The sequence below is a fragment of the Sulfidibacter corallicola genome, assembly GCF_017498545.1.
GTDB classification, from domain to species: domain Bacteria; phylum Acidobacteriota; class Holophagae; order Acanthopleuribacterales; family Acanthopleuribacteraceae; genus Sulfidibacter; species Sulfidibacter corallicola.
This window is the reverse complement of the sequence record NZ_CP071793.1, coordinates 11,346,595-11,372,934: the sequence shown is the minus strand read 5'-3', so window position 1 is coordinate 11,372,934 and position 26,340 is coordinate 11,346,595. Positions and strand designations below refer to the sequence as shown.

General features: G+C 60.9%; 19 protein-coding genes. 5 read left to right on the top strand and 14 right to left on the bottom strand.

Features of this window, described 5'->3' with window-relative positions; translation table 11 throughout:
* Positions 1–1,074: 1,074 nt before the first annotated feature.
* Entirely contained in the window at positions 1,075–1,587 is a 513-nt protein-coding gene (locus tag J3U87_RS33570) for a prolyl-tRNA synthetase associated domain-containing protein (RefSeq protein ID WP_237380369.1), read from the bottom strand.
* Between the two features lie 151 nt (positions 1,588–1,738).
* The gene (locus J3U87_RS33565; RefSeq protein WP_237380368.1) at positions 1,739–2,491 is read right to left on the bottom strand and encodes a hypothetical protein; all 753 of its coding nucleotides are present in this window, start codon (positions 2,489–2,491) and stop codon (positions 1,739–1,741) included.
* Between the two features lie 720 nt (positions 2,492–3,211).
* Between J3U87_RS33565 and J3U87_RS33560 the strand changes: the two genes are divergently transcribed.
* From J3U87_RS33560 to J3U87_RS33540, 5 genes are all read left to right on the top strand, one after another.
* A complete protein-coding gene (locus J3U87_RS33560) occupies positions 3,212–4,744 on the top strand; it encodes a glycine hydroxymethyltransferase (protein ID WP_237380367.1) in 1,533 nt (510 codons plus the stop codon).
* A gap of 634 nt (positions 4,745–5,378) precedes the next feature.
* Positions 5,379–5,642 carry a hypothetical protein gene (locus tag J3U87_RS33555; RefSeq protein WP_237380366.1) on the top strand — a complete coding sequence of 88 codons (264 nt, stop codon included), beginning with the start codon at positions 5,379–5,381 and terminating at the stop codon, positions 5,640–5,642.
* Positions 5,639–6,133 (top strand): hypothetical protein, encoded by a 495-nt coding sequence (locus tag J3U87_RS33550; RefSeq protein ID WP_237380364.1) that lies wholly within the window; start codon positions 5,639–5,641, stop codon positions 6,131–6,133. The genes J3U87_RS33555 and J3U87_RS33550 overlap by 4 nt, the downstream gene beginning before the upstream one ends.
* The gene (locus J3U87_RS33545) at positions 6,130–7,182 is read left to right on the top strand and encodes a Rieske 2Fe-2S domain-containing protein (RefSeq protein ID WP_237380363.1); all 1,053 of its coding nucleotides are present in this window, start codon (positions 6,130–6,132) and stop codon (positions 7,180–7,182) included. Before J3U87_RS33550 ends, J3U87_RS33545 begins: the two co-directional genes overlap by 4 nt.
* Entirely contained in the window at positions 7,179–7,949 is a 771-nt protein-coding gene (locus J3U87_RS33540; protein ID WP_237380361.1) for a hypothetical protein, read from the top strand. The genes J3U87_RS33545 and J3U87_RS33540 overlap by 4 nt, the downstream gene beginning before the upstream one ends.
* A 732-nt stretch (positions 7,950–8,681) precedes the next feature.
* Here J3U87_RS33540 and J3U87_RS33535 read toward each other — a convergent pair.
* The 12 genes from J3U87_RS33535 to J3U87_RS33480 form a co-directional block, all read right to left on the bottom strand.
* A complete protein-coding gene (locus tag J3U87_RS33535; protein WP_237380359.1) occupies positions 8,682–10,193 on the bottom strand; it encodes an alcohol dehydrogenase catalytic domain-containing protein in 1,512 nt (503 codons plus the stop codon).
* A gap of 280 nt (positions 10,194–10,473) precedes the next feature.
* Entirely contained in the window at positions 10,474–11,268 is a 795-nt protein-coding gene (locus J3U87_RS33530) for a hypothetical protein (RefSeq protein WP_237380357.1), read from the bottom strand.
* A 130-nt stretch (positions 11,269–11,398) separates the two neighbouring features.
* Complete coding sequence (locus J3U87_RS33525; RefSeq protein ID WP_237380355.1) at positions 11,399–11,686, bottom strand: hypothetical protein; 288 nt, start codon at positions 11,684–11,686, stop codon at positions 11,399–11,401.
* A gap of 96 nt (positions 11,687–11,782) precedes the next feature.
* Positions 11,783–14,875, bottom strand: a complete 3,093-nt coding sequence (locus J3U87_RS33520; protein ID WP_237380353.1) for a CHAT domain-containing protein — start codon at positions 14,873–14,875, stop codon at positions 11,783–11,785.
* Positions 14,876–15,673: 798 nt separating this feature from the next.
* On the bottom strand, positions 15,674–16,411 hold the full coding sequence (locus J3U87_RS33515) for a cupin domain-containing protein (RefSeq protein WP_237380351.1): 738 nt from the start codon (positions 16,409–16,411) through the stop codon (positions 15,674–15,676).
* Positions 16,408–16,995 carry an RNA polymerase sigma factor gene (locus J3U87_RS33510; protein ID WP_237380350.1) on the bottom strand — a complete coding sequence of 196 codons (588 nt, stop codon included), beginning with the start codon at positions 16,993–16,995 and terminating at the stop codon, positions 16,408–16,410. The genes J3U87_RS33515 and J3U87_RS33510 overlap by 4 nt, the downstream gene beginning before the upstream one ends.
* Positions 16,996–17,198: 203 nt before the next feature.
* Complete coding sequence (locus tag J3U87_RS33505; protein WP_237380348.1) at positions 17,199–19,562, bottom strand: TIGR03986 family type III CRISPR-associated RAMP protein; 2,364 nt, start codon at positions 19,560–19,562, stop codon at positions 17,199–17,201.
* A 134-nt stretch (positions 19,563–19,696) separates the two neighbouring features.
* Entirely contained in the window at positions 19,697–20,305 is a 609-nt protein-coding gene (locus tag J3U87_RS33500) for a hypothetical protein (RefSeq protein WP_237380346.1), read from the bottom strand.
* Positions 20,295–22,061 carry an RAMP superfamily CRISPR-associated protein gene (locus tag J3U87_RS33495; RefSeq protein ID WP_237380345.1) on the bottom strand — a complete coding sequence of 589 codons (1,767 nt, stop codon included), beginning with the start codon at positions 22,059–22,061 and terminating at the stop codon, positions 20,295–20,297. The genes J3U87_RS33500 and J3U87_RS33495 overlap by 11 nt, the downstream gene beginning before the upstream one ends.
* Positions 22,054–23,766 (bottom strand): hypothetical protein, encoded by a 1,713-nt coding sequence (locus J3U87_RS33490; protein ID WP_237380343.1) that lies wholly within the window; start codon positions 23,764–23,766, stop codon positions 22,054–22,056. The genes J3U87_RS33495 and J3U87_RS33490 overlap by 8 nt, the downstream gene beginning before the upstream one ends.
* Positions 23,763–24,434, bottom strand: coding sequence for an RAMP superfamily CRISPR-associated protein (locus J3U87_RS33485; RefSeq protein ID WP_237380341.1), 672 nt, complete (start codon positions 24,432–24,434; stop codon positions 23,763–23,765). The genes J3U87_RS33490 and J3U87_RS33485 overlap by 4 nt, the downstream gene beginning before the upstream one ends.
* Complete coding sequence (locus J3U87_RS33480; protein ID WP_237380339.1) at positions 24,431–26,257, bottom strand: Cas10/Cmr2 second palm domain-containing protein; 1,827 nt, start codon at positions 26,255–26,257, stop codon at positions 24,431–24,433. Before J3U87_RS33480 ends, J3U87_RS33485 begins: the two co-directional genes overlap by 4 nt.
* Between the last annotated feature and the right edge of the window lie 83 nt (positions 26,258–26,340).

Below are 26,340 nucleotides of genomic sequence, written 5' to 3'. Positions count from 1 at the left end.
AGTGATCCATGCCCGGAGTTTCCGCATTCTTTGAGGATCGGTGGGCTATAGGAGGTTGGGCACGGTCGGTAAAGCCGCTGGCCCGAGCGGTCCTCTCCACCTACAGGCACCTCGACTCCCTCTCAATGCGGGAACTGCCTACCGAACCCCTCCGATGTGTTGGCTAGCCTGGTCGGACGGAAGCATGCAGTTCCCGTATTTTCGTAAGTGGTTCCAGGCCTGTAGGTGGAGAGGGCCGCTCAGGCCAGCCTGCTCAACCATTCGAAGCGACCTTCTTTCGCCGCGACGCCAGAATCGAGGGGGTTGGGTTCTTCGTTTAGGCTTGCTCGCTTTAGTGGGTCGCTACGCCCTTTTGCTCGATTTCAGCTCGGAACTGCCATCGCTTCGATTGGTGGAGCAAGCTGCTCCACCTACAGGTCTTGCGTCGCTTTCACAATGCGGGAACCTTGGACCCTACGGCTTTCGATGGGGGTCGTGCGGGATAAGGGCGGCTTCGCTCTTTGGCGCAATTGATTGCTGTTGCTTGGGTTGCTTCGACGCGTCGGCCCGGCGGGCCAACCTACTGGCCTGGTTTCTCTCTCGGCATGCGGGAACAACGCGGATGGGTGCTTTGGGGTGGGCGTTTAGGGTAAGGATGGGCACGGCTCTTTGGGATGGCGCTTCATCGAGGGTTACGTCGCTTCGAAAGTCGGCCCGGCGGGCCAACCTACAGGCCTTACGTCGCTTTCACGATGCGGGAACCTTGGACCTTACGGCTTTGGATGGGGGTCGTGCGGGAAAAGGGCGGCTTCGCTCTTTGGCGCAATTGATTGCTGTTGCTTGGGTTGCTTCGACGCGTCGGCCCGGCGGGCCAACCTACTGGCCTTACGCCCCTCTCGAGATGCGGGGACTTTGGGATTGGTCACTTCGAAGAGTCGGACCGGCGGGCTTGGCGCCTCCGGGTAACGTTCCGCGACGACGCCTCTCTCACAAATGTGGGTTCACCCATCTGGCTCCGGGTCCTCCGCGACCTCGGTGGTGGAAAAACTCCACGACCTTCAACCCATGCCGGGCCTGTGAGCCCGATGCCACCGCTTACGTCGCCGGTTCCGGCTCGCTTTCCACCAGTTGCGGTAGCGTCATGACCTTCAGCTCGTGGCCCGTCGCTTCGATGAACCGGGCCAGATCCGCGCGCGGAATCACCAGGGTACTGGTATTGATCAACGGATGGCAACCCAGTGCCGAAGCTTGCCACAAATCCGTGTCGACGATGATTTGGACCGCGTTCTCCTTGTCGTTGAAGAGACCGAGCACCGTCACCGAACCCGGTTCCAGGTCCAAATATTTTTTCAGGCGGTCGCTGGAGGCGAGGCTGAGGCTCGAGGTGCCCAGTTGCTTCGACAGTGCCTTGAGATCGACGTTCTTATCGGAACCCACCACCACGAGGAAGTGGTGTCGCCCCTTTTTATCTTTGACGAACAGGTTCTTCGTTTCGGCCCCGTCGAAATCCGGCACCAGCTCTCTGGCTTCTTCGCAGGTGAAGACCGGTGGGTGATCCAGGCGAAGGTAGCCGATCTGGTGCTCGTTCAGGAAATCGAAAAGATTCATGGTGCGTCTCCACAGGTGGATGGTCACGTGCCGACAGGGGCCCCGTTTTCGCGCAAAGCTGTATTCTAACCCATCATTCGTCCAACGGTCGGATCCTGGACGAAAAAGTAAGGCAAAATGTGATGCAGCGTGAAAGCGGTGCCGGCACCCGTCAGCCGCGCAGCCAGGTCATGTGGAGCAGCAGGAAGACGCCGACCCAGGTCCCGCCGTGCAGGGCTTTGAATACCAGGGTGCCGCCGAAGGCTCGAAGCGGCAGGCATCCCTCGCGGGTGATCAACAAAATGAGCCACGCGCAGAAATACAGGGCGCCGCCGGCAGCCGCGGCGACCAAGGGCCCGAGTCCCACCAGGAAGCAGGCGATCGAGGTCGCCAGGGAAAGCGGCAGAAAAAGCAGGTTGAAGCCCAGCAATGGACCGTAGTCGACGAACTCGGAGACGATCTTCATGCTGATCCACAGGAGGAAGGCGCTGAAGAACAGGTCGAAAAGCAGCCAGGCGGCCAGTGCCGCCAGGGTGATTTTGCTGGCGCCGATCAGGTTTTCGAGCGTGATGCGACCCTGGCTGTATTGGTGGAGGTCGGCGCGGAGATGCTGCAGTTGATGCTGATTGCCGGCGATCCCCTTGGCGGTCAGGTTGTGTTCCACCGGTTTGGACCAGATCGGCGGCGCCTCCTCGTTTACCAAGGCGGTGGTGTACCAGTCGATCTGCGAGCGGTCCAATTCGATGAGGACATCGCCCTGAAGCGAGAAGCCGAAAAGACCGCGATCGGTCTGCTTGGGTTTGGTTTTGGCGTGATAGGTTTGGCCGCTGACGGTGATGATTTGGTATTGAGCGAGGGCGGCCGTGGAACTGCAAACGAGGATACTTGCGCCGATGAGGATGAGAGGGTGTATGCGCTGGAACACGTTCCGAATCTCCTTGTGGTCTTGTGAACGAAAAATGGGCGCCGCGACGCATGCGATCCACGAGTCGGCGACGACGGGGGCTCGGAACGAGATGGCCCGCCGCGCGTGCATGCGGTTTATTGCGTTTCGAAACAGGATCGCGCCTGTCGAAAGATGACCGGCCGGCTGAACCACCAAACGAGGAAGCATCTGAATGCGATGGCCTGGGTGCCGGAACCGAGATCGGGCGAGGGAGGCCCGGTAAGGGAGGACCGGTAAGGGAGGCCGGGTACGGAGATCGCGGCACCGCCATCTTATGCCTTGGCCGGGCGGGGGCGCAAGACCGGTTGGCCCTGTCGTGGCGCGCGTCACGCAATCCATGCCGATCCCGGGAATCGCGCCGTCGGAACGGCCGCCGAAAGGGCGTGTCGATCGCCATCGACGAGGGGGCGTGGCGGCGTTTCGAACGGGATGCGACGGAGGTGCGAACAGGTGCGGACTTTTGCCCGAAGCTCGTGCTAAAGTGGCCCCAATTGCGAGCGGCCACATTGCCTGACCGGAGCTTCGAGGGGAGATCGACCCACCATTCCGCGCTTCGTCCATCGTCCCGGAGAGGACGCTGAGATGACCGCAGCACGGGTGGTGTCGCGGGGGGAGGCCGGTTAGAATGAGGGCACTCCCAAACCACGACGAAACCCGGCGTGTCCGCGGGCACGTCCCGGTCAACGAAGGATGGCAAACATGAATTCGCTTCGCGAAAGCTTGCTCCAGACTTATTTGAAAGGCCTCGAGGGTCAGGCTCCCAATCCGGCCGCCACCGCCTTCTACGCTTCACTGGATCATGTTCAGACGGTTTCCCCTACGGTCGCACAGACCATCGTGCGTGAGTATCGCGATCAGCGTACCAACTTGAAATTGATTGCCAGCGAGAACTTCTGTTCCTTGGCGACCCAACTTGCCCATGGGAACCTCTTCACGGATAAATATGCCGAGGGTTACACCGGCCACCGATTCTACGCGGGATGCGACAACGTCGATACCGTCGAGGCCGAGGCCTCTCGGTTGGCCTGCGAGTTGTTCGATGCCGAACACGCTTTTGTCCAGCCGCACTCCGGTGCCGACGCCAACATGGTTGCCTTCCTCGCCATTCTGCTCGGCAAGGTCCAGACACCGGAATTGGAGAAACTGGGTGCCAAGTCGGCCATGGCGCTCTCCGAAGAGGATTGGCGCCGCGTTCGCGCGTCCATGCAGGACCATCGACTCATGGCGCTGGACCTCTACTCCGGCGGTCACCTGACCCACGGCTACCGCCTCAACGTTTCCGGATTCCTGTTCGAGGCACATTCCTACTCCGTCGATCCCCAGAGCGGCGAATTGAATCTCGACGAAATCGCCAAACAGGTGCGCGAGGTCAAACCGCTGATCCTGCTGGCCGGCTACAGCGCCTATCCCCGCAAGATCAACTTCGCCAAGATGCGCGAAATCGCCGACGAGGTGGGCGCGGTCTTCATGGTCGACATGGCCCACTTCGCCGGTCTGGTGGCCGGCAAGGTGTTCACCGGCGACTACGATCCCGTGGCCTGGGCCCACATCGCCACGTCGACGACCCACAAGACCCTGCGCGGGCCCCGTGGTGGTATCGTCCTTTGCAAAAACGAGTTCGCCGAATTCGTGGACAAAGGGTGTCCGTTGGTGCTCGGCGGTCCGCTGTCTCACGTGATGGCGGCCAAGGCGATCGCCTTCCGGGAAGCCCTGAAGCCCGAGTTCCGCGAGTACGCCGCCAACGTGGTCACCAACGCCCAGGCGCTGGCCGAAACCTGCCAGTCCGAGGGCATGCCCGTTCTGACCGGCGGCACCGACAACCACCTGCTGTTGATCGATGTCGCCAAGGGTTTCGGGATCAACGGCCGTCAGGCCGAAACGGCGCTGCGCTCCTGCGGCATCACCCTCAATCGCAACACCATTCCCTTCGATCCCAACGGACCCTGGTACACCAGCGGGCTGCGGCTCGGCACGCCGGCGACCACCACCTTGGGCATGGGCCCCGAGGAAATGAAGGAAATTGCCGCAATCATCAAATTGGTTCTCGGCAACACCACGCCGGCCATCAAGACGAAGGGCAAGGCCAAGGGCGAGAAGAGTCAGGTCAAATTCGTGCTTGCCGAAGACGTCGTTCAACAGGCGCGTCAGCGGGTTCTGGACCTGCTGGGCCGCTTCCCGCTCTATCCCGAATTGGATTTGGGCATGCTCTCGCAACACTACGAGATCGATTGATCGCACCGGGTGGGGGTGGGCGCTTTCGGGCCTCACTCCTGCACGGCCGCGACCCCGGGCGTCACACGTGAAGTCCCTGCTTTCGGGCGTTTCGGTCCTTTTGCCGTCGGCCCGCTTGCCTCGCGCGTCTCGGAGAACCACATTGTATGGAAGGGAAGCCCGCGGGCTTCCCCCACATGCCACAAGCAGTTTCACAAGAAAAGTGAGAGACGCACAGTTTTACGTCTTGACGCCCCTTTAGGGCGATCATCCACAGCCCGGTATGAGGAAACTCATCACCGGGCCTTTTTTGTATGTGCCGCTCACCCGGTCGAACGGGGATGGACGACCCCGTGGTGTGGTCCCTGTCGTCTCGTGCTATGCTGGCTCCATCAACCTGCTTTTACATCGTGGGGATCGAGCTGGCCGGTGCCGTTCCGTGCGGGCCTCGATCCCGGAGAGCCCCCTGACGGGCGCATTCTTCGCATCGTGGACCCGGGTCCGTCGTGCCGGGATTCGGTGGCTTTTTCGGCTCCGAGTGCCCCGGGTTCCAGGACACCTGAATCGGGTCGTGGAAATAAAAGCGGGTTCGAAGTGTTACCAACCCCGTACTGCTGACCCCTCCAATCAAACATTTAGAACAAGGAGAAAAATTGTGCTGGTGCAAGTTGTCACGCTGTTCGTAGCGGGCCTCGGCATTTATGCTGCGATCGGCATTTTGTTCGCCTTCTATTTCGTGAGCCTCGGGTGCGGAAAGTTGGATCCGATGGCGAAGCAGGGAACCATCGGCTTTCGCATCCTGATTTTTCCCGCTTCCGCCGCGCTTTGGCCCCTGTTGGCGCTGCGCCTGGCCCGTGGCCGGCAAACCCCGCCGATCGAGCGCAATGCCCATCGCGACGCGGCCGGAGGTGGCGCATGATTCGCGCACTTCGAAAACGACACGGCGTCATGGTGGCCCTGTTGGCGGTTGCGACGGCGTTGGTATGCCTGGTCGGCCTTCTCGGCCGGCGCCCCATTCCCCATCAGGCGTTTCCCGAGCCGCTCCAGATCCCCTTGGCCGATTGGCAACATCAGCTCTGGTTGGGTCAGCCCATCGGTGGCGATGTTCAAGTGATTCCCCGCCTCCTCTCTGCCGACAGCTCCGCCGCGACCGTGGCCCTGGAACTGTCGCCGAACAGTCCCACGCTCGCGCCGGATGTACTGGTCTACTGGCATCCCGGCAGCGGCACCGATGTCAAACGGGCGCTGCTTCTGGGCAGTCTGGGCGGCCTCGAGACGCGGCGATTCGCACTGCCGTCGCGGGCCCAAACCGAAGCGGGCACCTTGATTCTCTTCAGCCTGGCCCACGGCGATGCGTTGGCCAGTGCCGTACTCCCCAATCCTGCGGACCTTCGGGGAGGGGCGCCATGAGTTTGAATTACCAGGCCGTCGGATGGAATCGCCAGAAAAAGATCTACGACCGCACCATGGTGCTGGGCGTCCTGCTCTATCTGGGGCTGTTCATCGGCATCACGGCCACCACCAACCCCACTGCCACCGCCGAGACCCTCATGATTCGCGGCTTCGGCACCGCCGCGTTGTTGTTGCTGCACATCATTCTCGCGATCGGGCCCCTGGCTCGCCTGAATCCGATGTTCCTGCCGCTGCTGTACAACCGCCGCCACATGGGCGTGACCATGTTCGTGTTGGCCCTGGCCCACGCCGTCCTGGCGATGATTCAGTTCCATGCCGGTGGCGATCAGTTTCCCCTGATCAGCCTCTTCACCAGCAACGGCGATTACAGCAGCGTCAGCCAGTTCCCGTTCCAGCCCCTGGGTTTCTTCGCCCTGGCGATTCTCTTCTTCATGGCCGCCACCAGTCACGACTTCTGGTTGGCCAACCTCACGGCGCCCACCTGGAAACGTCTGCACATGATGGTCTACGTGGCCTACTTCCTCCTGATCGGCCACGTCGTGCTCGGCGTTCTTCAGGCCGAGTCGTCCCCGTTCCTGGCCGGTGTGCTGGGGCTTGGCGCGGCCGTCGTCTGGGGTCTCCACCTGACCTCGGCCTGGCTGGAGAAGGCCGATGACGAGGAAGGAAACGGCGAAGGTTTCGTGGATGTCTGTGCGGTCGAGGACATTCCCGAGAAACGCGCACGAATCGTCTGCCTTTCCGGTGAGCGTGTCGCGGTGTTCAAGTACGACGGCAAGGTATCCGCCATTTCCAACGTGTGCCGGCACCAAAACGGACCCCTGGGCGAGGGCAAGGTCGTCGACGGCTGTGTCACCTGTCCCTGGCACGGCTACCAATACCGGCCTCACGACGGCGCCTCGCCACCGCCCTTCACCGAAAAGGTGCCCACCTTCCGGGTCAAGGTCAGTGAGGGACGCGTGCTGGTCGATCCGCGGCCGCTGGCGCCCGGCACCGCCGTCGAGCCCGCCGTCATCGCCGAAAACGCGGCAGAGGAGCTGTCATCATGAGTGAACCCGAAAGGGACGATTTCTACGTGGGCTACTTCGACCAGGCCCCCTCGGTCGTGGGTGCCTTCGTCAAGGGTAAGGTGTTGCTGTTGTTGGTTCTGGTCGCGGGCGTGGCGGCACTCCTGGCCCTGGCACAGGGCACCTTCGCCCCGGCGGTATTCGAGTTCGGCAACGTGCGGGACTTCGAAGGCGTCATCGCCACCAAACCCTATCCCATGTTGCGGGTGTCCCGCCCCGGCGAATCGCCGGGAGAAGCGCCCACCTGGTCCCGCTACTTCCTGGTGGACCCCTTCAAATTCGGAGCCGACGAACGCGTCGCGAATTTGGATGGCAAACGCGTTCGCCTCTCGGGCACGCTGGTCTATCGCGACGACCAGACGATGATCGAAATCGATGCTTCCAAAGACATCGAGGTTCTGGGCGAGGCGGCAGGCGGCGGTGCGGGGCTTTCCTTCGGCACCGTGACGCTGGTGGGCGAGATCGTCGACAGCAAGTGCTTTCTCGGCGTCATGAATCCCGGCGAGTTGAAGCCGCACAAGGCTTGCGCCGTGCGCTGCGTCAGTGGAGGCATTCCGCCGGTGTTGGTGGTCCGCGACGGCCAGGGGGCGGCCCGTTATTTCATGTTGGCCGATACGAACGGGGGCCAGGTGAACGACCGGGTTCTGGACCTGATCGCCGAACCGGTGCGGATCCAGGGTGAAATGGTTCGCATGGACAACCTCTGGGTGTTGAAGGCCGATCCCGCGACCTACCAACTCGTGAAGTGAAGACGCGCACCGGGATCCGCCATATAGCCATGACGGGTCCCGGTTTCATTACGAGCCACGAACAAGCGGGACCTGCACCCGGCTCGACATCACGTATGAAACAACCCGAAGCGAGCCGATTCGAAGCGCCCGTATGTGCGTAAGAGACGTAACGTCTGTAGGTTGGCCCGCCGGGCCGACTTTCGAAGCGACGTAACCTTCGATGAAGGGCCATCCCAAAGAGCTGTGCCCATCCCTACCCTAAACGCCCACCCCAAAGCACCCATCCTCGTTGTTCCCGCATGCCAAGGGAGAAACCAGGCGAGTAGGTTGGCCCGCCGGGCCGACTTTCGAAGCAGCCCAGGCTTCGCAAGATCCAGTGGTAAAAGAGCGAAGCAGAAAAGTCGGACCTCTTAAACTCTCGATGATCGATTTGGATCTTGGCCAAGTCCCTTCAATTGGTTGGGCGTGCCTGACGCCCCTCTCACGATGGACAGCGTTTCGATTTTACTACTTCGATGGGCGCGACGAGGAAAAGAATCGGCTTCGCTCTTTGGCGTAACTCTCTTCCGTTACATACGTTGCTTCGAAAAGTCGGCCGGGCCGGCTTACCGCCCCTGCCATACTGGCCGTGACCAACCTACCGCCGCGCCGAACCTCAAAGCCTGTGGGAACTCTGATCATGGGTCGCTTCGGCATTCGGGCACTGCGAGACGGTGCGGTGTTTGTCCGGGAGATCCGGTCGCCGGCGTCTCAGGAGGATTCCGGCGCGTTGACCACCACCTTGATGCTGCGGGAGCTGTCCGAGGCTACCGAGAAGGCGTCCTCGATGTCTTCGAGGTCGAACTGGTGGGTGATCATCTCTTCGACCATGATGTTGGTCAATTCGGGTTGGTTTTCCATGATCGCGAGGGCTCGGCGGAAATCGCCGCAACGCGAGCTGTGGACCTGAATGCCGCGTTCCCAGATGGCGTGGGCGAGTGGTGACGGGTCGCGCTCACGGGCTCCGGGGTCCACGAGCAGGATGGCGCCGCGCGGGCGAACCAAGGAAAACTCCTCGTCGGGGATTGGACGAATGACGCGGTCCGCCTCGGCCAGGTTGGTGACCAGCGCGAGATCGAAACGCGGCACCGGCGAATCCTTGGGAAACAAATGCCCGTCTTCGGGCTGGTTTTTCAGGCGTTGGAGCGCGTGTTCGAAGGTGAGCCGGTGAAATACCCGCTGGCCGCCGGTGCGGGCGGTTTGGGTCATTTCCTCTTCCAGGATATGGTCCGGCACGGACGGCGACACGAACACGTTGTGGTTGGCGCGCGGCGCGTCCACGTCGCGTTCGACCGGCCAGGTGAAGCCCAGGTGGTGGTAGTTGCCGGGCAGCAGGGCCAGTTCGTCGACGACCAGGTCGGTCAGGTGCCGGAGGCCCAGAACCGGCATGCCGTTGGTGGATTTCAGGTGGACGACGCGCCGAGCCAGCTTGAGCGCCGTTTCGAATCCTTCCGGTTTGCCGGTCGTGTCGAACACGATGTCGAACGAGTTGGCCAGAGAGGCGGAGGAATGGGTACGTAGGTCGACGGTATCGTCGGCGCCCATGCGCGAACTCAGCGCGAGCAGGGCGTCGTGGCGGGCGAGGGCGGTAATGTGGAAATCCAGATTCTGGCGGGTGCGGAACCCGCGTAACGCGGCCAGAAGCAGCATGCCGAGCCGGCGGGGCCCCAGCACGGCGACGCGATCGCCGGACTTGGGCCAGGTGGCCTCCACGCCTTGAAGCGCGGCGGCGAAGGGCTCCGTGAGGGCGGCGGCCAGGGAGGGAATGGTTTCCGAAACCGGAATGATGGCTTGGGTGGGAGCCAACAGCCAGGGCGCGAACCCTCCAGGCAGGCGATTGATGCCGAGGGTGATGCGGTCCGGGCAATGGGTGGACAACCCTTCGCGACAGAAGGGGCAGTGCGCCGTGCCGCGGTTGCGGGCCGCGTGGGAGGCGTTGATCTCGACCACCACGCGGCGGCCCTCGCGCAGGCCGGTCACTTCGTGGCCGATCACCTGGGGCAGGGGGTAGGGAAGAAAACGGCGAGCCAGGTCGGTGGAGCAGACGCCGCAGCGCTCCACATCCACCACCTCGTAGCCGGGGCCCAGGGTCTCGATGAGGGTGCCGTCTCTGAAAATGTGCCAACCCTCGGTTTCATTGCCGTGAAATCGGTAGTGTGCGCGATGGAAGGTGCCGTCGGCGTAATAGTCGGGGGCGTCGAAGGAAAGGTCCTGTTGGTTCATGGCGGGGCTCCGGTGGTAAGGGATCCTCTGGGAAAGTATGAGATGCTACGAAAAAATATAGTCCCTTATTGTCTCATGAACCAAGAATCTCCCAAAACCCAATCGCGCCAGACGGGTCGCGAGGGTTGTGTCGCACTGGGTTGCGCGCGCCGAACTTCGAGCCCTCCCGTTGATCCGGTGAGTGTGCAATTTTGCCAACGCTCGTATTTGCAAAGGGTTTGGGAGCCAGAAAGGTGGCGTGCCGATCTTCCGAGATCGAGATGGGGCAGGGCGGCCGGGACTAGCGGTTCGGCTGCTTGGCGAGGTGAAGATAACGACCCAGTTCCAGGATACGGGATAACAGGCTGATCGGGGTGTTGGCGAATTGAACCCGGTCCGGATGTTTCAAGACGAGTCGTTGCTGGGAATGTCCCGCGAACGCCTTCTTGTCGCTGAGTTCGATGTAGGCGTCGATCCAGTCCTCATCCAACCGGTCGAACACGACGAGGTCGAAATGCGGCTCGCCGTAGTGTTTCACGACCTCCGACTTGCTTTTCGGAGGGGTGTCGAGGGCGCGTCGTGCCTTGACCTGTTTGAAACCCAAACCGAGGTAGCGGTCTTCGAGCGCGCCCGTGTCTTCCTGGCCGAGCACCAATATCTTGGTGTCCTGAATGATTTTGCTGTCGATGGCGGACAATTCCACCTGGCGTTTCAGCGGAAGCAAGTCCAGTTGAATCGCATCGTCGAGGGCTTGGTTCAGGCGTTTGTCGATGCCGTCCCTGATTGTCAGCCATAAGGCCAAGATCCCCCCGACACTGGTTCCTAGGAACAAAAGGAGGATTGTTCGGGTTTGAGAAACGCGTGCCTCCAATTGTGCGATTTTTTGATCCAGATCGAGCTGTTTGCCGTCGGTTCGAGCCCAGGTTCGGTTGAAACTGTCGCGTTCTTCCTCGATGAGGGCCCGCAGGTGCCGCTCCACCCGATTCAGGTCGCCCACGCGGGCCTGGGTGTGCGGCGGTCTGGTGATGGTTGGTTCCCGAAAAGCCGGTGTTTGAAACGACAAGGTCAGCAGGCATAGTGCCGTGAGCGTGTTCATGGTGACGATCTCCTGGACGATTGGCGGATTGCGGCGAAGGGCGGGAAATGAGCGTGCACCATCGCGTCTCTGGCCTGCAGTACACGCTCGTCTTTGGTTGAGCCGACAAGCTGGGTTGCGCGGAGCCGGTTCAGTCGGTGAATGAGCCGCTGGATAATGTCCCAGGTTGTTTGGTTCCACCGGTGTTGGGATCCTCGGATTTGTCTCCGTGATGGCCCGCTTCGGTTTCAGACTGTTTCTCGGCATGCTCCGTGGGTACGAAGTTCCCTGTCAGGGTCCCATTGGGTTTGGGGTTGCCCGTGTTGGTGGGTTCCGTTCGTGCCGATGCCGCGCGGCCTGTCGGCGAGTCCTTCGAGTCACGGATTGAATCGTCCACCCGTGTATCCCCATCGGTATCGAAATTCGGTCGTTCGGTCATGTGTCCCTCCCGCGAGTCTTTTTCTATCGAGAGCGTGTCGCTCTGAATGAGAAAAGGCCGGAACGCGGGGAAGGTTCGCGGTGGGATGGAAAATGTTCAATCTTCTTCGATCGATGACCCATATCGCACGTCAAGGGGTGCCGGATTCCCGCTCAACTCGAAGGCCGCCCAATCGGAAGGGGCCTCGTTTTCCGGTTGGCTTCGGAGCGTCAACTGCGCCTGTCGCAGGGCTTGGTCCGCCGGTAGGCCCTCCTCGATGAATGCTTGGTAAAACTCGGTCATGAGAAGCTGCGACGTGCGGTCTCTAACCTTCCACAAACTGGCCAGCACCCTGTCCGCACCCGCGCCCAACATACACTCGTCCAAACCTCGCGATCCCTCTCCCTGGGAGACACCGCCGAGGCCGGTACTACAGGCACTCAGGGCGACCAAGTCGGCGTTCAACCGTAGATCGGCGACATTGTGCAAATGCCAGTTTTTTTCTGGCAGGTCGCGGCCACTGGGATCGACGTGGGCCAGGCTCAATCCGGTGAAGGCGGCCCCCTGGGCGTCGAAGAATCCGTCCGTCAACCCTTGGTCGATTTCGATGCCGTGGGTGGCGAAATGAAGGATTCGATAATGGCTCAAGTCCAATGATTTCAGTTGGGTCAGATTGGCCTCTGCTTGTTGGTAGCGATCCGTGAGACCGGAATCGAACAGGGCGCAAATCTGCGCCGCCTCGGCTTCCGCATGGGCGAGGTTTTTGAAACGAGCTCGATCTTCCGAGCGATGCTGCCCGCGAATCGGGGCTTGCCCTGTTCGGGATCTTTGGTGTGCTGCCGACTTGGATGAGGCGCGGTACAGCGGGTCGGCGAACATCAACAGGTCACAGGGCGCCATTTGGCGGCGTTCGGACCAGCGGCGGAGCTGGACGCCGAACCGGGCGGAAGGCAACATGGTGAGCGCGGCTGTTACGACCAAGGGATCCTCGCCGCCCGGTGGGATCAGGCTGGCGAAGGGCAGGTGGTTCAGTTGATCGTCGCGCACCACCAAAATCCGTCGATTCGCGAGGCGATCCGCAACCGGCCCAAGCAGGAATTGCCCCAGGATCCGGGCGTTTTCCTGGTATTCCGGATCGTCGCTGGGAAGGTCGGTAAGGTATTTGTTCAAGGCGTCGAAGATCCGTTCGCGCGGCTCCAAGCGGTGCATCTGCAGGCCTTGGCCATCCAACGCCCAGAGATAACTGTGTTTCTCGCCCAGGTGATAGACGAGCAAAAGGCCGTCTCCCGATGGCAACAGGGATTGCATGTCGGCGAGTTCGATCGCATCGGTCCAAAAATCCGAAATCTGCCCCAGCTCGACTCCGGCGGCACGCAACTGACTTTTTTCGCGCAGGAGGTGACTCAACCGACGGTGACGCGCTGTCTGTTGGTGTTCATCTTCGTCACCTTGCCGCAGCTCCGTTTTCAGCGCGTCGATCTCGTGGGACAGCGCACCCAATTCACGGCGGAGGTGCTCGGGGAATCGATGCGCTTCGATGCGGCGCTTCAAGTCGAGACTGAGGTATTGGGCCTGAAAGGTTTCGAACACCTTCAGGGCCTCTTCGTGGAACCCTCGCGCCGGATCGAGCTGATGGAACCGATAGAGCAGATCGAGATACAGGTCCAAGTAATGACCGCGAGCGCTCATGAAACTGAGTGCCATGTCGGTGGCGGTGAGCTTGTGGCGCAGCTCTCGAAGCAGGTCGACGCTCTCTTCGGCTCGTTGCATGGCCGACTCGTGATTGCCCTGCATTTCCAGGGCCTGGGCGTGCAGGAAGAGGATTTCACACAGGTTCAAGCCCTCTCCGGCCTGTCGATAGTGCGCTTCGGCTTCGGTGAGCGCTTCCAAAGCCTCCTCGGTTCGCTGCTGGTCCCGCAGATAGAGCCTGGCCAGGTTCGAGAGAACCGCGGCTCGACCCAGGGTATTCAAGCCTCCTCGTTCCAAGGCCGTGAGGTACGCTGCTTCACTTTTTTTCGCGCCCCCGTTCTGTACCCACATGGTGCCCAAGCGGTCGTGGAGGCGGGCTGCCCTGACGTGTTCGTTCATGGTGGTCAGCGCTTCGATGACCTCGCGAAGCTGAGGGATCGATTCCGAGGTGCGCCCGTCGACGTAGTGCGTCCAGGCGATTTCGCTCTTCGTCAGTTGGGCGTTGCGGGCATGTCCCAAACGATGCCATAGCTCGAACGCCTTGTCGAAATGGCGTCGAGCTTCCTCGGTGCGCGCGAGCATGGTGAGCAGGATACCGAGTTCGTCGTGCTGGGTGGCCTGGGCCGCCCAATCGTCCACGCCCACCAAGCCGCTGAGGGCGGAACGCATGGCGATTTCCGCCTGCTGCATCTCACCGCGCTTCAAGAGCTCGAATCCCTTGCGGGTACGGATGCGGCCGACCAGCGCGGGATCGTCGCTTTGCCGCGCCAATTGCTGGGCCTGCTCGATCGCCGAGCGGCTTTCTCCGTGCCTCCCCAGGTTCCTGGCGATTCTGGCTTGGCGATGGGCGTTGTAGGCCGCCGGTGCGAGGAGGCCGGCCGCGGCATAAAACTCCGAGGCTCTGTTTGCGGAGATCCGAGCGCGCTCGTTTTGGTGGGTCAGACCGTCCAATCGGGAGCGTGTCTCCCAATAGAGCGCCTGCAATCGGAGCGACAGTTCGGGGAGTTTCGATTCCAAGCGCTCCATTTCTTTCAGTGATGGGGGAGCTGACTCCTTTTGCTCATCCAGGGCGATGTGGCGGGCCTTGGCCACCACCTCGAAAACCCTGGCGGCGAGGCGATGACGCTCGTCGGGAGCTGGGTGCCGTTCGATCCGCAGGCGGTAACCACCGGTGTCGTTCGCCTGGGACAGGCCTTCGATTTCCAGGAAGTGGGCGCCCGTGGTCGCGGCCTTGACGCATAGCCATTCGGTGTCCATGGGACCGAACCAGCCGTCCATCGAGATTTCGGTGTTTCCGCCATGCCATGTCGCCGAGACATCGGCGCGAACCTGCTCGATCTCCAGGGCGACGACCTCATCCGCCTTGAGTTCGATGCGGAAGCGATGTACTTTTCCCGGTTGAATCTGAACGATCTCGCCAAGGTGATCCGAAAGCTGACGTGAAGCGCCGGTATCGGAACAACTGGTGGCAAAAAGAAACAGGGAAATGACGCAAACATAGTATGTGGCACGAAACCTCAAGGAATAACCTCGAAAAGTGATTGAGTCTTTTCGGCTATTCTATCTCAAAGTACTAAGGTTTGTTGCTCGATGTATTATTTTGATGTGACTCCGTTTATCTGTGACCCCTCGTGGCAAAGTGGTGTATTCAAGCTCAGATGGGTCTTGCCGTCGTCAAATCAATATCAAGAAGCCAGGAAATATCGAAGTCAGGAAACGCATGGCTCTTCGTCAGAAACCGGGATGGTGTTTCTTTCCCGAAATCGAGCGGGTATGCCCGCTGGTTTGTGGCTTCCTCGAAACAAATCCGCCCGGAGTTCCCGAATGCCGAGAGATTCGTGGTGCCAGGTAGGTTCAGCCGCTGGCTGAACTTGTCGAAGTGAACCAGGCTCAGAGTTCCCGTTTTCTTTGAGAGTCGGCACCGCAATAGGTTGGGCGCAGCCGGTAGGACCGCTGGCCCGACTTGTCGAAGCGATCCACGCTTCGCAGATACGAAACGCCAAAAAGCGAAGCACCAATAGAAGCGGGAGCTTCGGAATGTGCGACCAGCGGTCGCACCTACCTGGCACGACGACCCTCTGCGAATACCGGGCTCTCCGAATCGGCTCGCTTCGTGTTGTTTCTTATTCAAAATCGAGCTGGGCACCGCCTCGCTGGTTCGTGGCTCTAATGCAACTCCGAACTCACCGCTCATCAGGATGGAAAACTATCCCTTGGGCGCGCGTCTATTTTAATTGTAAATGGCTTTAATAACCGTGGTTTAGGTGTCCCAGCCGAGGTGGGAGCTCTGTCGGAGTGCCCCTTTTTCGAATGGATCGTTCAGGGATCGATGGTGAATGTCAGCTCGGCGATGCGTTTCTCTTCATCGCCGTCCCCAAGCAGGAGCACGTGATAGGCGTCCGGGCGTAGTTCGCCTTGGTCCAGCATAAACCTGAATCTGCGATCTGGTGGTCTCGGAAAGCCTTTTTTGAAAACGACCTGTCGGCCCGCTTCGGTGCGAATCACCACGGTGAAGGTTTCCGCCTCCTTCCAATCGCGGATGTATCGCTCGAGAAGAATGACGTCGTATCCTTCGGGGATCGTCTCGATGCCGCCTCCGCGGGTTCCATCATCGACATCCACGAGGCCGATTCGGTAGGGCACGGTCGCCGACGTTTCCCGTTGGAGGATCGGGCCGAGCATGATGCCGAGGACCAGCGCCGCGGCGGTGGACAGCATCGGCAGACCCCAACGAAACAGTGGCCGGGTTTTTGGCGTCGTTTGGGCGGGCGTCGGCTGCGGTTGACTGGCCGGGGGGAGCTTCTCCAGGAAATCCGGCTTGTCGTCGAGGCTCATGTCGATTTCGAAATCGAGCGGCTTGTGAAGCTGGACCAGGGTGTCGGCGCAAGCCTGGCAGAAGGTGAGGTGCTCGCGGAGTTCCGCCGCGGCGGTTTCGTCGAGTTCGTCCAGCGTGTAGTCCAGCAAGGTTTCCATGCTCGGGTGGTTCTTGCAGGATTTTTCGCGTTCGGCCGCGCGTTGGCGCAAATGGGCGGCCAGCGTGGTGTCATCTTTCCTCACGATCTACTCCTTGGTTGCGCCTCGTCGGAAACACCTGTGGTTCGCTTCTTTTTGCCGGTGAAACCATGTGACTCGGCCCATTGCCTGAGACCGACCCGGACCTTGTTGATGCGGGACTTGACGGTACCGACCGGAATGTTCATCAAGGCTGCCACCTTCTTGAGATCATAATCATGAATGGTGTGCATTTCAAAGGTCCGTCGTAGAGGCTCGGGGAGTTTCTCGAGATATTCCAGCGTTTTACGTAGCTGTTGGCGGGTCAGGACCATGTGTTCGGGATCCGGGTCCCGGTCGATGTCGGGCCCCGTCTCCAGGGCATCGATGGGAACGACCGGCGCTTTCCGTTTCAGGCGCGTCACGTCGCGAACATAGTTGCGGTACACGTTCTTTGCGATGGCAAAGAGCCAGGCATTGGGCTGATCGGAAGGATTGAATTTGTGCCAGTTCTTGTTGGCGTTGTTGAGGGTTTTACTGGCGAGGTCTTCGGCAAGCGGGAAATCCTGGACCTTGTGATAGAAGTAGTCCCGGAAACGTGGGAAAAAGGACGTGTAGATGTGCTCTGGAATAGAGGTAGTTTTATCCAAAACGGATTCTCCAGCAGATAATTTTGGATTTTCAGTGATCCTTTATCAATACCTGCGAAATTCGAGTGTGAAACGTATCGATAGGTGCTGTTGAAAATGAAATGATAGCTGAAAAAATAAATTGCTTTTCCGCCGAGGTGGGGTGTTTGGCCGACGGGCCCCCGTGAATGCCGTTCGCCACATGGCCAAGCACCCCGTCGGGATCAGGATTCGAGTGCGCCGTGTTTTCTCAAAATGCTCTTGATGAGATTGATGCGGGGTTTGAGATTCTTGGATACCTTGCGGCCCCACTTGCCTTGTCGCTCATAGAAAAGTTTGGCGACCTGCACGATGACGAGCTCACCGTCGGGGTTGTAGTTCTCGATGTTTTCGAGCCAGGTCTTCACGACCGCATTGGGATCTTCGGCTGCATCGATGTCGGCCTCGAACTTCCGCTTCAACTCCTGGGGATCCACCGATCTCTCCTGGATCCGGCGTTGTTCCTCCAGGTACGTGTCGCGGTTTCTTTTCCAGCCGTCCGGGTCGTTGCGACTGAAAATGTCCTTGTCGCGGGTTCCGTCGAACGCGGCATATGGCGGCAGGGTGTGACGCCACGGTTGTTGGTCGTTGGGCGCCCTGAGCTGATAGTGGTGGGGCAAGGCCAGGTAATCCAGGCATCTTTTCCGGGCCGATTCCGGATCGGCCATGGCCAACAATTGAACCAACTGTTCGCTGTCCTCCCAACGATGTTCGGTTTTGGCTCGGTCGGTGAATCGCACCGCTTCTTGGTAGGCCGCATTCATGAGTTCGGTGAATCGGGCCACGCAGCTTTCCAGGTCGGGAACCGTGCCGTCGAGTCGGTTCGAAACCAGGCCGGATCGATCCTCTTCGTCCAGGTGCAGGGAAACCTGTCCCAGACCATAGGGTTTCCCCATGCCGAGCCCATGGCGGAGATTGTTTCGTCCGCCCCAGGTCATGGCCCAGACCAACGCGCCCAATTCGAAGGGACGAAGATTGTGAAATCGAACGTTTCCTCGGAAACGGGCGTGAGGTTTCATTGGGAACAGTTGGTTCTCGACCTTGGTGTTGTCACCGTCGCCCACGCCGTGGTCGATCTCCAGGGTGCCGATCCGATTTCGGGCGGGGTACCGTTTCCAGCCGCGAATCTCGCTCTCGGAATCCATGTAGGTCATGTATCGTGCCGCTTCCCTGCCGGGAAGTCGGCCCCTATCATCGACCTCGCCCTGGGCCACATACGAGGGGAAGTAGCTCGGTTTGGGGCCATTCAAAATGGTCGTCAATGGCGCATCCATGTCGGGTTTCGATTCGTGGCGCATCATCGAGAAGCTGACACGACCCCGCAGCCCCAGGGATTCGTCGCGCTCGTTGATGTTGCCGAACATGGATTCGGCGAGGTCCAACGGCGCCGATAGGCGGTGTGCCGGATTCGTGTGATCCACGGTTTCACCGATCGAGAATCGGTAGGAAAGGCGGAACATCATGGCCAAGCCCATCGCGGTAATGTGCCGATCGTCGTGGCTGTCCACCAGGTAGAAAACCGGAATGCCGGGTTCTTTGGTCAACTGCTTCGACCAGAGTTTCTTCCAATCCTTGGAGTCCTCGTGAATGCTCAGAAACGACGCGATGACCCGATCCGGTACCGTCTTGGTGGGGCCGGGCTCGTAAAAAACGAATTCAAGATACTTGCGTTTGGGCCTGTCGTTGTCTGCGGGTTGGCCCGTGAAAACGAGGCGACCCGATGTGTCGTATTCTTTTCCCTTGCCCAAGGACACCGTTTCCTCGGGAGGCGTGACGCTTTTACTTCGCCGGCCTTGAATGGGTGGATTGATCTTGAAATCGACTTCGAGGTTGTCGCCCCATCGGTCGTATTTCTCCCATGCAAACTGTTTCTTCTTGATGCGGTCGGGGTAATCCACATCCAGGTTTTGGCGGTCTGCGTAACTGATCAATTCATTGTGGTTGACTCGCTTGAATTTGCAGGGTGTCAGCTCCCACAGAAACGCATCTCCCTTCTGAACCGCCCTGAGATAACCGGCCCTGCAAAGAGGTTTGGTGCCCTGGGAGAAGTGGTCCCGATAGATGGTCTTGGCGGGAGGCGTCAAATCCCGGATGCTGAGCCACTGGTCGTCCACCAGGCGCATCTTGCCGAAACTCGCGATTTCGATCACGTTGCGAATCATGCCCTTGATCGAGGTGCCCGGGATCGCCGGCTCGCCGTCGGGCCCCTTGAAGAAGTGGACTTCGCCCCGTTCGCCGTCGGGCGCCTTCTTTTGCTCCCCGCCTACCAGGAGCGGCGTGTGGTTCGTCAACGTATACGACAACGTGCCGCTGATCCCGTCACTGAAAGGGAAATTGGTGCTGATGCGATCGCTCTGCGGCGGCTCGAAAATCCAGGAAGACAGGGGCACGAAGTTATAGGGGGCGTGCAGGCGCTCGGGTAGGGGCTTGTCTTCTTTTTTGGAGCGGTAGCCCGCGTTCCTGTGGGTGCCTGGCCTTGATCCCCCCTGCCCGTGACGCGAGTTCGGTCCGGAACCGGGGCCGTTTTCCTGGAATCTGTTTCTTTTCATCTTGCTCCACCTCTGTCCTCATTGCTTCTAAAGAATCCAACGTGTCGATTCGGGAGGGACGGCGACGGCGTTTTCCATCCGCTCTGGTCGCGGTAGGAATGGCCTCGCCGCGTATCCCTCGCTTCCGGCCGATGTCAAGCCACGGGCGTCGTCTCCATCTTCCTGGAAGCGCCCTCTCGGTGCTTGCGGGCTCGAAAACCCGTGAACCGCGTAGCCGTGATGAGATAGCCGCGTTCGGAAACCGGTTGCCAATAGCGCAGATAGGCGAGATTTTTGGCGAAACCACCGTGCCTTTGGCCGAGGTGTACGACCTCCTCGGCCAAATAATCCGAACCTTCGCCCTCCGTGACGGTCAGGCAGTGCCAGCCGACGCCTTCGCCTGGCAGGATGTGAATCGAGGTTTGGTCGTTCAGTGCCAGTTCGCCGAAGCGGATCGGACCGGTCGGGTCGGAGCAGGCGTCCGCGATGCCGGCCGCATCGGTGAATGCGTAGACCTCCGATTCGCGGCAGATCCAACCTTCGAGGTCGGGATAAGCCGCGGCTCGATCGCTAATTAGGTTCCGAAGCGATCCTGCATCCGAGATCTGGGAAGCCTGTACGGTCAAGGTACACAGGTGATAGGGGGCCCCGGTGGAGAGCAGGGGCTTGGGTGACTCGGTCCTACCTGCAGATGCAGGGGTTCCGGTTTTCGCCGCAATCGTTTGATCCCCGTGGATCAGTTGCAACAAACGCTCAGGATTCATGGTGTCCTCCTTGTGGTTCTCCGTTGACCCAAGTACCGCCGTCCTCCCAAATCACCCGGCCGCGAAAGTAGCCGTGACCGCGGTTCCCGCCTGCGCCCAGGGCCAAACGTTCTTCGGCGAGGTCGACCAAGGCCCGGTTAAACGCCTGGCGGACCTCCCTGGGCCGCAACGCGGGATCGTCGGGTTGGAGCACGCGCATCGCAAGCCGGATGGGCTCGACTGCTCTTACCGGACCCTTCTTTTTCGATCCCTGCCTGGCAGGGCCCTCGGAACCAGGAGGTGACAGGGTGGCCACTTCCTCGCCGAACAGGACGTGACGGCGTACGCCGCCGGTAAAGCGGTCGATGCTGTTGTGGCGAAGCAGCAGGGGAGTCACCCGATCCTTCGAGAGGTGCTTGTCTTCGATCAGCACCAGGCCCGGACGTGTCCATCCGTCCGGTTCCGGATCGGACTCGTCGCTCGTGGCGACAGCCTCTCGGTTCTCGAGGGGAGCGCTGCCGAAAAGTGCGAATACCGCGGGATTGTGGCGGGTTTGATACGCCGCCGGGACCGCCTTGGGGGAATCCGCTCGCGCGAGCCCCAGCGCTTCGCGGGGATCACTTGCATAGGTAGTCAGGGGATCGGAGGCGCAGTCGGCGTAGATGCCGCGGAGAGCGTGGTAGTGGTAGGCCGTGCGATGCCTCAGGGCGCCCTTGACCGAGCTGGCGGGTATGAGGCAATAGGTCTCGCCGATGGACCCGGATCCCTCGTGCCAGGAAACCATCGTCTCCCGTATCGGTTTCATCTTCGCGTCGTTGTCCCAGTTCGGGTTGATCGCTGCCGATCCACCGCCGAAAAGGAAGGTGTCCACCGGCGTCAACTCGAGTTCGACACCGATGCCGTCGGTTTGGGAAGCCATGACCTCTTCATGCGAGGCATGGGCAGCCTCGGCCGAATCGGCGTCCACCGAAACCAGACCGGTTGTGTCTGCCAACGAAGGGCTCAGCGCCGCGAAGTCGTCGAAATCTCGGGGTGACGTCATGTCGAACATGCGTTGGTGGCGCCGCACCACCTTCAGTGCGCCCAGTCCGCGACGGGTGGCACCGCCGAGGCGAAACCCGGGTGACTCCAAAAGGTGGAGCAGCGCTCGCCAGTGCGGGTCCTCGGACCGGTCGCTCCACATCGATATTTCGATGCTGAAGCGATGGCCTTTCGTGAGGCTGGCACGTTGGAACTTGGCCGAATTGGCGGCGACGCCACGGTGATCGATGGCCACGTGATCGCGAAGGATCGGTGCCGCCTGGAGTGCGTCGCGCAGTAATGGGTCCTCGAACAGCCTCCTTCGATCGTCACTCAGAAGCAGCCCTTCCACAGGTCGATCGTGGCTGTCGTGAATGCAGCCCCAGGATACGGCCACTCGCGAATGGAGCTCTTGTTCACCCGTGCCGCCGAACAGGAAGGTGGTGGCGTCTTCCGTGTCGGAGACCGGTACCTGCGCTTGCTCGCCTTCGGTGATCTCCGTATCGACCGGAGCCAACCCCGATGATGCGAGCCGGCGCCGAAATGCGTGACGCAGGACGCCTGCGAAGGAAGAGCCGGGAATGGCGGGCAGGCCGTTGGCATCGCGGACCAGGTCGTTGTCGAACGGGCCCGGATCTCCTTGGCCGATCGAGAGGGGCGCCTCGGTTTGTAGAACCAAGCGGGCAAGGTACAGAAAGTGGCAAGCCAGTCGGTCGGTGGGTGGATCGGTGATGTCTCGGCTGCGGTGCTTATCCATGGTCGATCTCCTTTTCCGAGGTTAGGGGACATGTGGCTGTCAGTTCCATGGAGGCCGCGATGGTCTGACCTTCGCGAGCCAGAATTTCCAGCTCGAGAAAGGGTGGCTCCTCACAACTGGCGATGCAGTGTGCCAACCATTCCGCGAAGGAAAGCGACACCATCTGCCGGTCGCGCTCGAGGAGGAACACCAAACCCCAATCCGCGTCCTCGAAGTCGCAGATTGCCGATGGGCGGTCTTGCCGACGGTCGTGGTGCCGGTTGTCAGCGCGTTTTTCGAGCGGTTTACCGCAGAGGCGTTCCACGAGGGCTTCCTTCCATTGGGTGCCCGCCATGTCTTTCCGGTCCGGCAGGATCGCGTCGCCCAACAAGAGTCCTTTCGCCATTGCACGTACGCGGTTCCATTGGCTGGGAGATGGGCCCATGCGCTTGCCTGGCGTCGCGCCGTAGCGGACCCGAGCCGATTCGTAGCAGTGGTGCAGTTCGTCGCGCCATGCAAGGGCTCGAACCATGGCGCGACGTTCGCGGTCCTGATCCGATTCCTGTTGTCGCAACCAGCGCAGCAGCGGGTGGCAGCTTTTGGGATGCTCTCGTTCGACAGGCAAATCGAGTCGCGCCGTCGGCTCCAGCCTGGTGTCGGCCGAAAATCGTGGCCGAGAGTCGAATAGCAGGCTCGGATTGACGCGCACGTCTCCCAGGCCCTGCTGCCGCATGCCGCCGATTCCGCGGGCGAGTCGATCGAGCTGCTCCTGCTCCGCGGATCGATCCAAGCGGAAAACCAACACACTGCCGGCTTCCACCAAATGGCGCTCGAGTTCGAAGCGGCGGTACTTGGCATTGAATCTCACGTCCGTGCGAAAGCGCCGGAAACATCGGGATGGATCCAATCGCCCGGAAGGCAACCCCCAACGAGACGGATCGATCGCATCCGCCGGCAAACCGCGCTCGTCCACGAGCCAGGCCGGCGAAAGCAACCACAGGCACAGCTCATGGCTCGCGTTCCACCGGTCGTCGCGGCTGGGTTGCGCTGGGGCGTCGATTTCGCGGATCATGACCTTTCCCATCTCGGCCGAACGAGAGCCGCCCAAGCGCTTCCGGCCCATGAGCGACCTGGCCAGCTCGTCGAGCAAGGCTCCCGGATCCTGGCCTTCGATCGCCTCGTCGATCGTCAGGTCGAAGGCGAATCGCTGTCCCTTGCAGAGTGATTCCATCGAAAAAAGCGCGCTGTCCTTGGCTCGGCCCAGGCTTGGATTGATGGCTGTCTTCAAACTGGGCTGGGTTCGCGGCTGGATCGCCTCGCCGGCATCCGTCACGTATCCTTCCTTGATTTGACGCGGTTGCGAGAGCTTTTGGGGTGGGCAATGCGCCGCCGAGCATGCAGCCAGGTTGACCAGGTGATCGGCCTCGAAATGGTCTCCCGTTTTTGCCGCCTTGCCTTTGTCGTGGTGCCAGGAGTGGGGCACCGGAAAGGCGACGCGTCCCTGGCCGTCCAGGGGCAGTGCGTTCCCGAACCGAACCTGTCCCGAGTGGAACAGGGCCCAGGTTTTCGGGTCCCGCTCTTGGCCGTATATGGAGGCTGCCGCCACTCCGAGAAACAGCGAACCGGGCAGGTAGTCCAGACAGGAGTGCGTCTGCTGAACCGTTCCACCGTGGTTTTTGATGACCGTATCCGACTCCAAGAGAACTTCGAAATGGCGCTTGATCATGGCGACACCTCCGATGCGGGCCGCACGAGATCGGGATGTTCCAACCGGACCCGAACCCGGCCCAGCCCTCGGCTGCGAGACATGCCCAGCCCGCGAATCAGCGAAAGTGCCCGTTCGAGGTCGGACGGCCAGCAGTCACCCAGGCTCGATGCCGTGCCGGGAATCGGGAAAAAGATCGGCGCGCGCAAGGTGAGCGGGACCACCACTTCGGTTCCGCGCAGGCTCTTGTCTTTGGCGTGCCCCGTGCGTGCATCGATGCTGGTGGCGTGGATGTGCCGATAGAGATGGGCGGCCAGGTGTGCGGCTTCGCGGGTGGCCAGGACGGCGGTGATTTCCTTTGGCAAGACCGCATCGTCGAAGCCCAACAGGCCCGGCTCCGTTTCGTAGCGGGTCCGCCCGGTAGTTTCGGTACTCGTCCCGAACCAGCGATCGGTGGTTCCCCGATCCAAGCGACCCCAATGTTCCGCGCGCAGGCAGGCATCTCGAACCAGGCCCTTGACGGTGCGACCGGGTACGTAGGGTAGGTCGTGGGCGTCGCGCTTTGCGAGATTGTCGAGCACGAAGCCGCCCGATGCCGCGCCTCCGGTATGCCAATAGGAGGAAATCTCGAAGCGAAGGGCGGGTTCCGCCGCGGCAGGGCCGCGGTCTACAGGGATGGTCGGGCTCATGTGTCACCTCCAAATCGGCAACCCACCGCTTGCAGGGTTTCGTAGTCCCCCAGCGGTGTGGCATCCTCGCGAAAGAGTATCTGGCAGAGCGGTTCTCGAAGGGGTTGCGCGGACGGGGACCGCTCGCTCGTTTGGGTGCTGAGGGATGGCTCGTCGGGTGAGGACGAGGGCTTGGTTCGCGGATGGTTCAATGCGTGTTCCGGCGTGTTTGGGCGCTCGGTTGGATTCGCTTTTTCGTAGAGCCGATCCAGAAGGCGTTTCAACCGGACGAGGGTCTTGGCGTCGTGGGGCAAGGAGGCATCTCGATCTTCGATGTTCTCTCGCCATCGTCGGCAACCCCGCTCCAAGTGTTCCGCACTCATGCTCGGCAGGCGCAACAGTTCCCGAATCGCACTGCGGCTGGTGCCGCCGAGGACTTCGGCGAACTCTTGAAAGTCACTCCATTTCGGAATCGAATGTGGCCGGTTCAGGGAAGGAAGGTCGGAAGAGATGGCAAAGGGTTGCAGACTGGTGGTGAAACGGCCCTGGGTCAGTTCCCGCTCGCGCATGGTTTGGTAATCCGGAAGGTGGCTGCTGCGGATACGATGGAACGCGAGACATGAAGGGCCGGGCAAACGATCATCGTCCGTCTCGGTCTCGACCGAATCTCGGGAACGGATCTTGGCCATGCGGCACAGCTCTTCGGCGACCGCGTAGCTCGGTCCGAAGGGCATGGTCCCTTTCACGAAGGCGATCCCCGCACAGGCCGTCATCGCCTCCGGCAACACCTGGCCGAACTTGTGTTGCATGGAAGGTTCGGCGAATGCCGCGCCCGTCTCGCGCTCGAACGCCTTTAGGAAGACCTCCGTAAACGCCAGGGCGTGGACGGCAGGCAGGACAACGGTGACATCGTCACCGCCAAGGACGAGTGGGCGGAGGGGAATGATGTAGTTGCCCTGCGCGTCGGTGCGGCAATCCTTGGTGGGAATGGCGTGAATGGCGGTACGGACCGCGCGTCGGGTCGCATCGCCGATCTCCCTGGAAAATTGCAGCATGGCCCTCGCGAAGGTCTTTGGCTCTTCTGCCGCGACTTCGACCACTTTGCCCACCAGCTTGCCGAGGTTGTTGCCATCGGCGTGAAGGATCGCCACGTAACTGCGCGCTTCGTCGCCGCTCAGAAGGGAGGGCTGCCCGTCGCCGTGGCTTTCCTGGGGCAGAAAGTGAAGCGGCCAGACATACTTCTCGGCGCCGTGTTGGGGTGCCAACTTCTTCAGCAAGGCAAAGGGGCTTTCGGTTTGGGTATTCCCGTGCTTTTGGCCGCCCAGGAGTTTGGAGACCAGTTCGCGCTTTGCCTGGGTGACTTCGTCCAGGTACTCGTGCGATTGGTCTCGGTAGTTTTCGTGACGAACGGCCACCCGTCCACTGCGGGGTGCCCGCTCCGCGAAGGGTGCGGCCGCGGGGGCGAGTGGGCGCGGGCGATTGCGGTCCTGTCCGAGGGAGGCGGTCAGTTTCGCGTTCGCCTCCTTCAGGGTGTCGGCCCTGGCGATCGCCTGGGTGAAACTAAGGCCAGGGGCTACTTTTTGAACCAAAAAACTCCAGTAGTCGCGCAGGTCCTCTACCGGCCTTTCCGATTGCCAGATGATGCGGAACACACCGCCCGCGCGGCGAATGAAGGCGAGATCCTCACCGGGGTGCAGGTCGAGGTGGGTGAGGGCTTGATCGAGGTAGCGTCCGGTCAGGCTCTCTACCTGTTCCGAACCGCCGATCATGTCGCGCAATCGACCGCCCTCCAGGATGTAGTCCTGGATCGATCGCGCTTCGAAGGCGTACAGCGTGCAAGACATGGGGGCTCCTTTTCTCGGGAAGCGACGTGAACGATGGCTGTTTGAAAAAGAAAAAACCGCGGCGCGCTGGGGGTTCGCACTTT

What these genes read in the sequence shown, in the direction of transcription:
- J3U87_RS33570 (WP_237380369.1), bottom strand. Translation starts at nt 1,587, where the DNA reads ATGAATCTTTTCGATTTCCTGAACGAGCACCAGATCGGCTACCTTCGC.
- J3U87_RS33560 (WP_237380367.1), top strand. Translation starts at nt 3,212, where the DNA reads ATGAATTCGCTTCGCGAAAGCTTGCTCCAGACTTATTTGAAAGGCCTC.
- J3U87_RS33550 (WP_237380364.1), top strand. Translation starts at nt 5,639, where the DNA reads ATGATTCGCGCACTTCGAAAACGACACGGCGTCATGGTGGCCCTGTTG.
- J3U87_RS33545 (WP_237380363.1), top strand. Translation starts at nt 6,130, where the DNA reads ATGAGTTTGAATTACCAGGCCGTCGGATGGAATCGCCAGAAAAAGATC.
- J3U87_RS33540 (WP_237380361.1), top strand. Translation starts at nt 7,179, where the DNA reads ATGAGTGAACCCGAAAGGGACGATTTCTACGTGGGCTACTTCGACCAG.
- J3U87_RS33535 (WP_237380359.1), bottom strand. Translation starts at nt 10,193, where the DNA reads ATGAACCAACAGGACCTTTCCTTCGACGCCCCCGACTATTACGCCGAC.
- J3U87_RS33530 (WP_237380357.1), bottom strand. Translation starts at nt 11,268, where the DNA reads ATGAACACGCTCACGGCACTATGCCTGCTGACCTTGTCGTTTCAAACA.
- J3U87_RS33525 (WP_237380355.1), bottom strand. Translation starts at nt 11,686, where the DNA reads ATGACCGAACGACCGAATTTCGATACCGATGGGGATACACGGGTGGAC.
- J3U87_RS33505 (WP_237380348.1), bottom strand. Translation starts at nt 19,562, where the DNA reads ATGAAAAGAAACAGATTCCAGGAAAACGGCCCCGGTTCCGGACCGAAC.
- J3U87_RS33500 (WP_237380346.1), bottom strand. Translation starts at nt 20,305, where the DNA reads ATGAATCCTGAGCGTTTGTTGCAACTGATCCACGGGGATCAAACGATT.
- J3U87_RS33495 (WP_237380345.1), bottom strand. Translation starts at nt 22,061, where the DNA reads ATGGATAAGCACCGCAGCCGAGACATCACCGATCCACCCACCGACCGA.
- J3U87_RS33490 (WP_237380343.1), bottom strand. Translation starts at nt 23,766, where the DNA reads ATGATCAAGCGCCATTTCGAAGTTCTCTTGGAGTCGGATACGGTCATC.
- J3U87_RS33485 (WP_237380341.1), bottom strand. Translation starts at nt 24,434, where the DNA reads ATGAGCCCGACCATCCCTGTAGACCGCGGCCCTGCCGCGGCGGAACCC.
- J3U87_RS33480 (WP_237380339.1), bottom strand. Translation starts at nt 26,257, where the DNA reads ATGTCTTGCACGCTGTACGCCTTCGAAGCGCGATCGATCCAGGACTAC.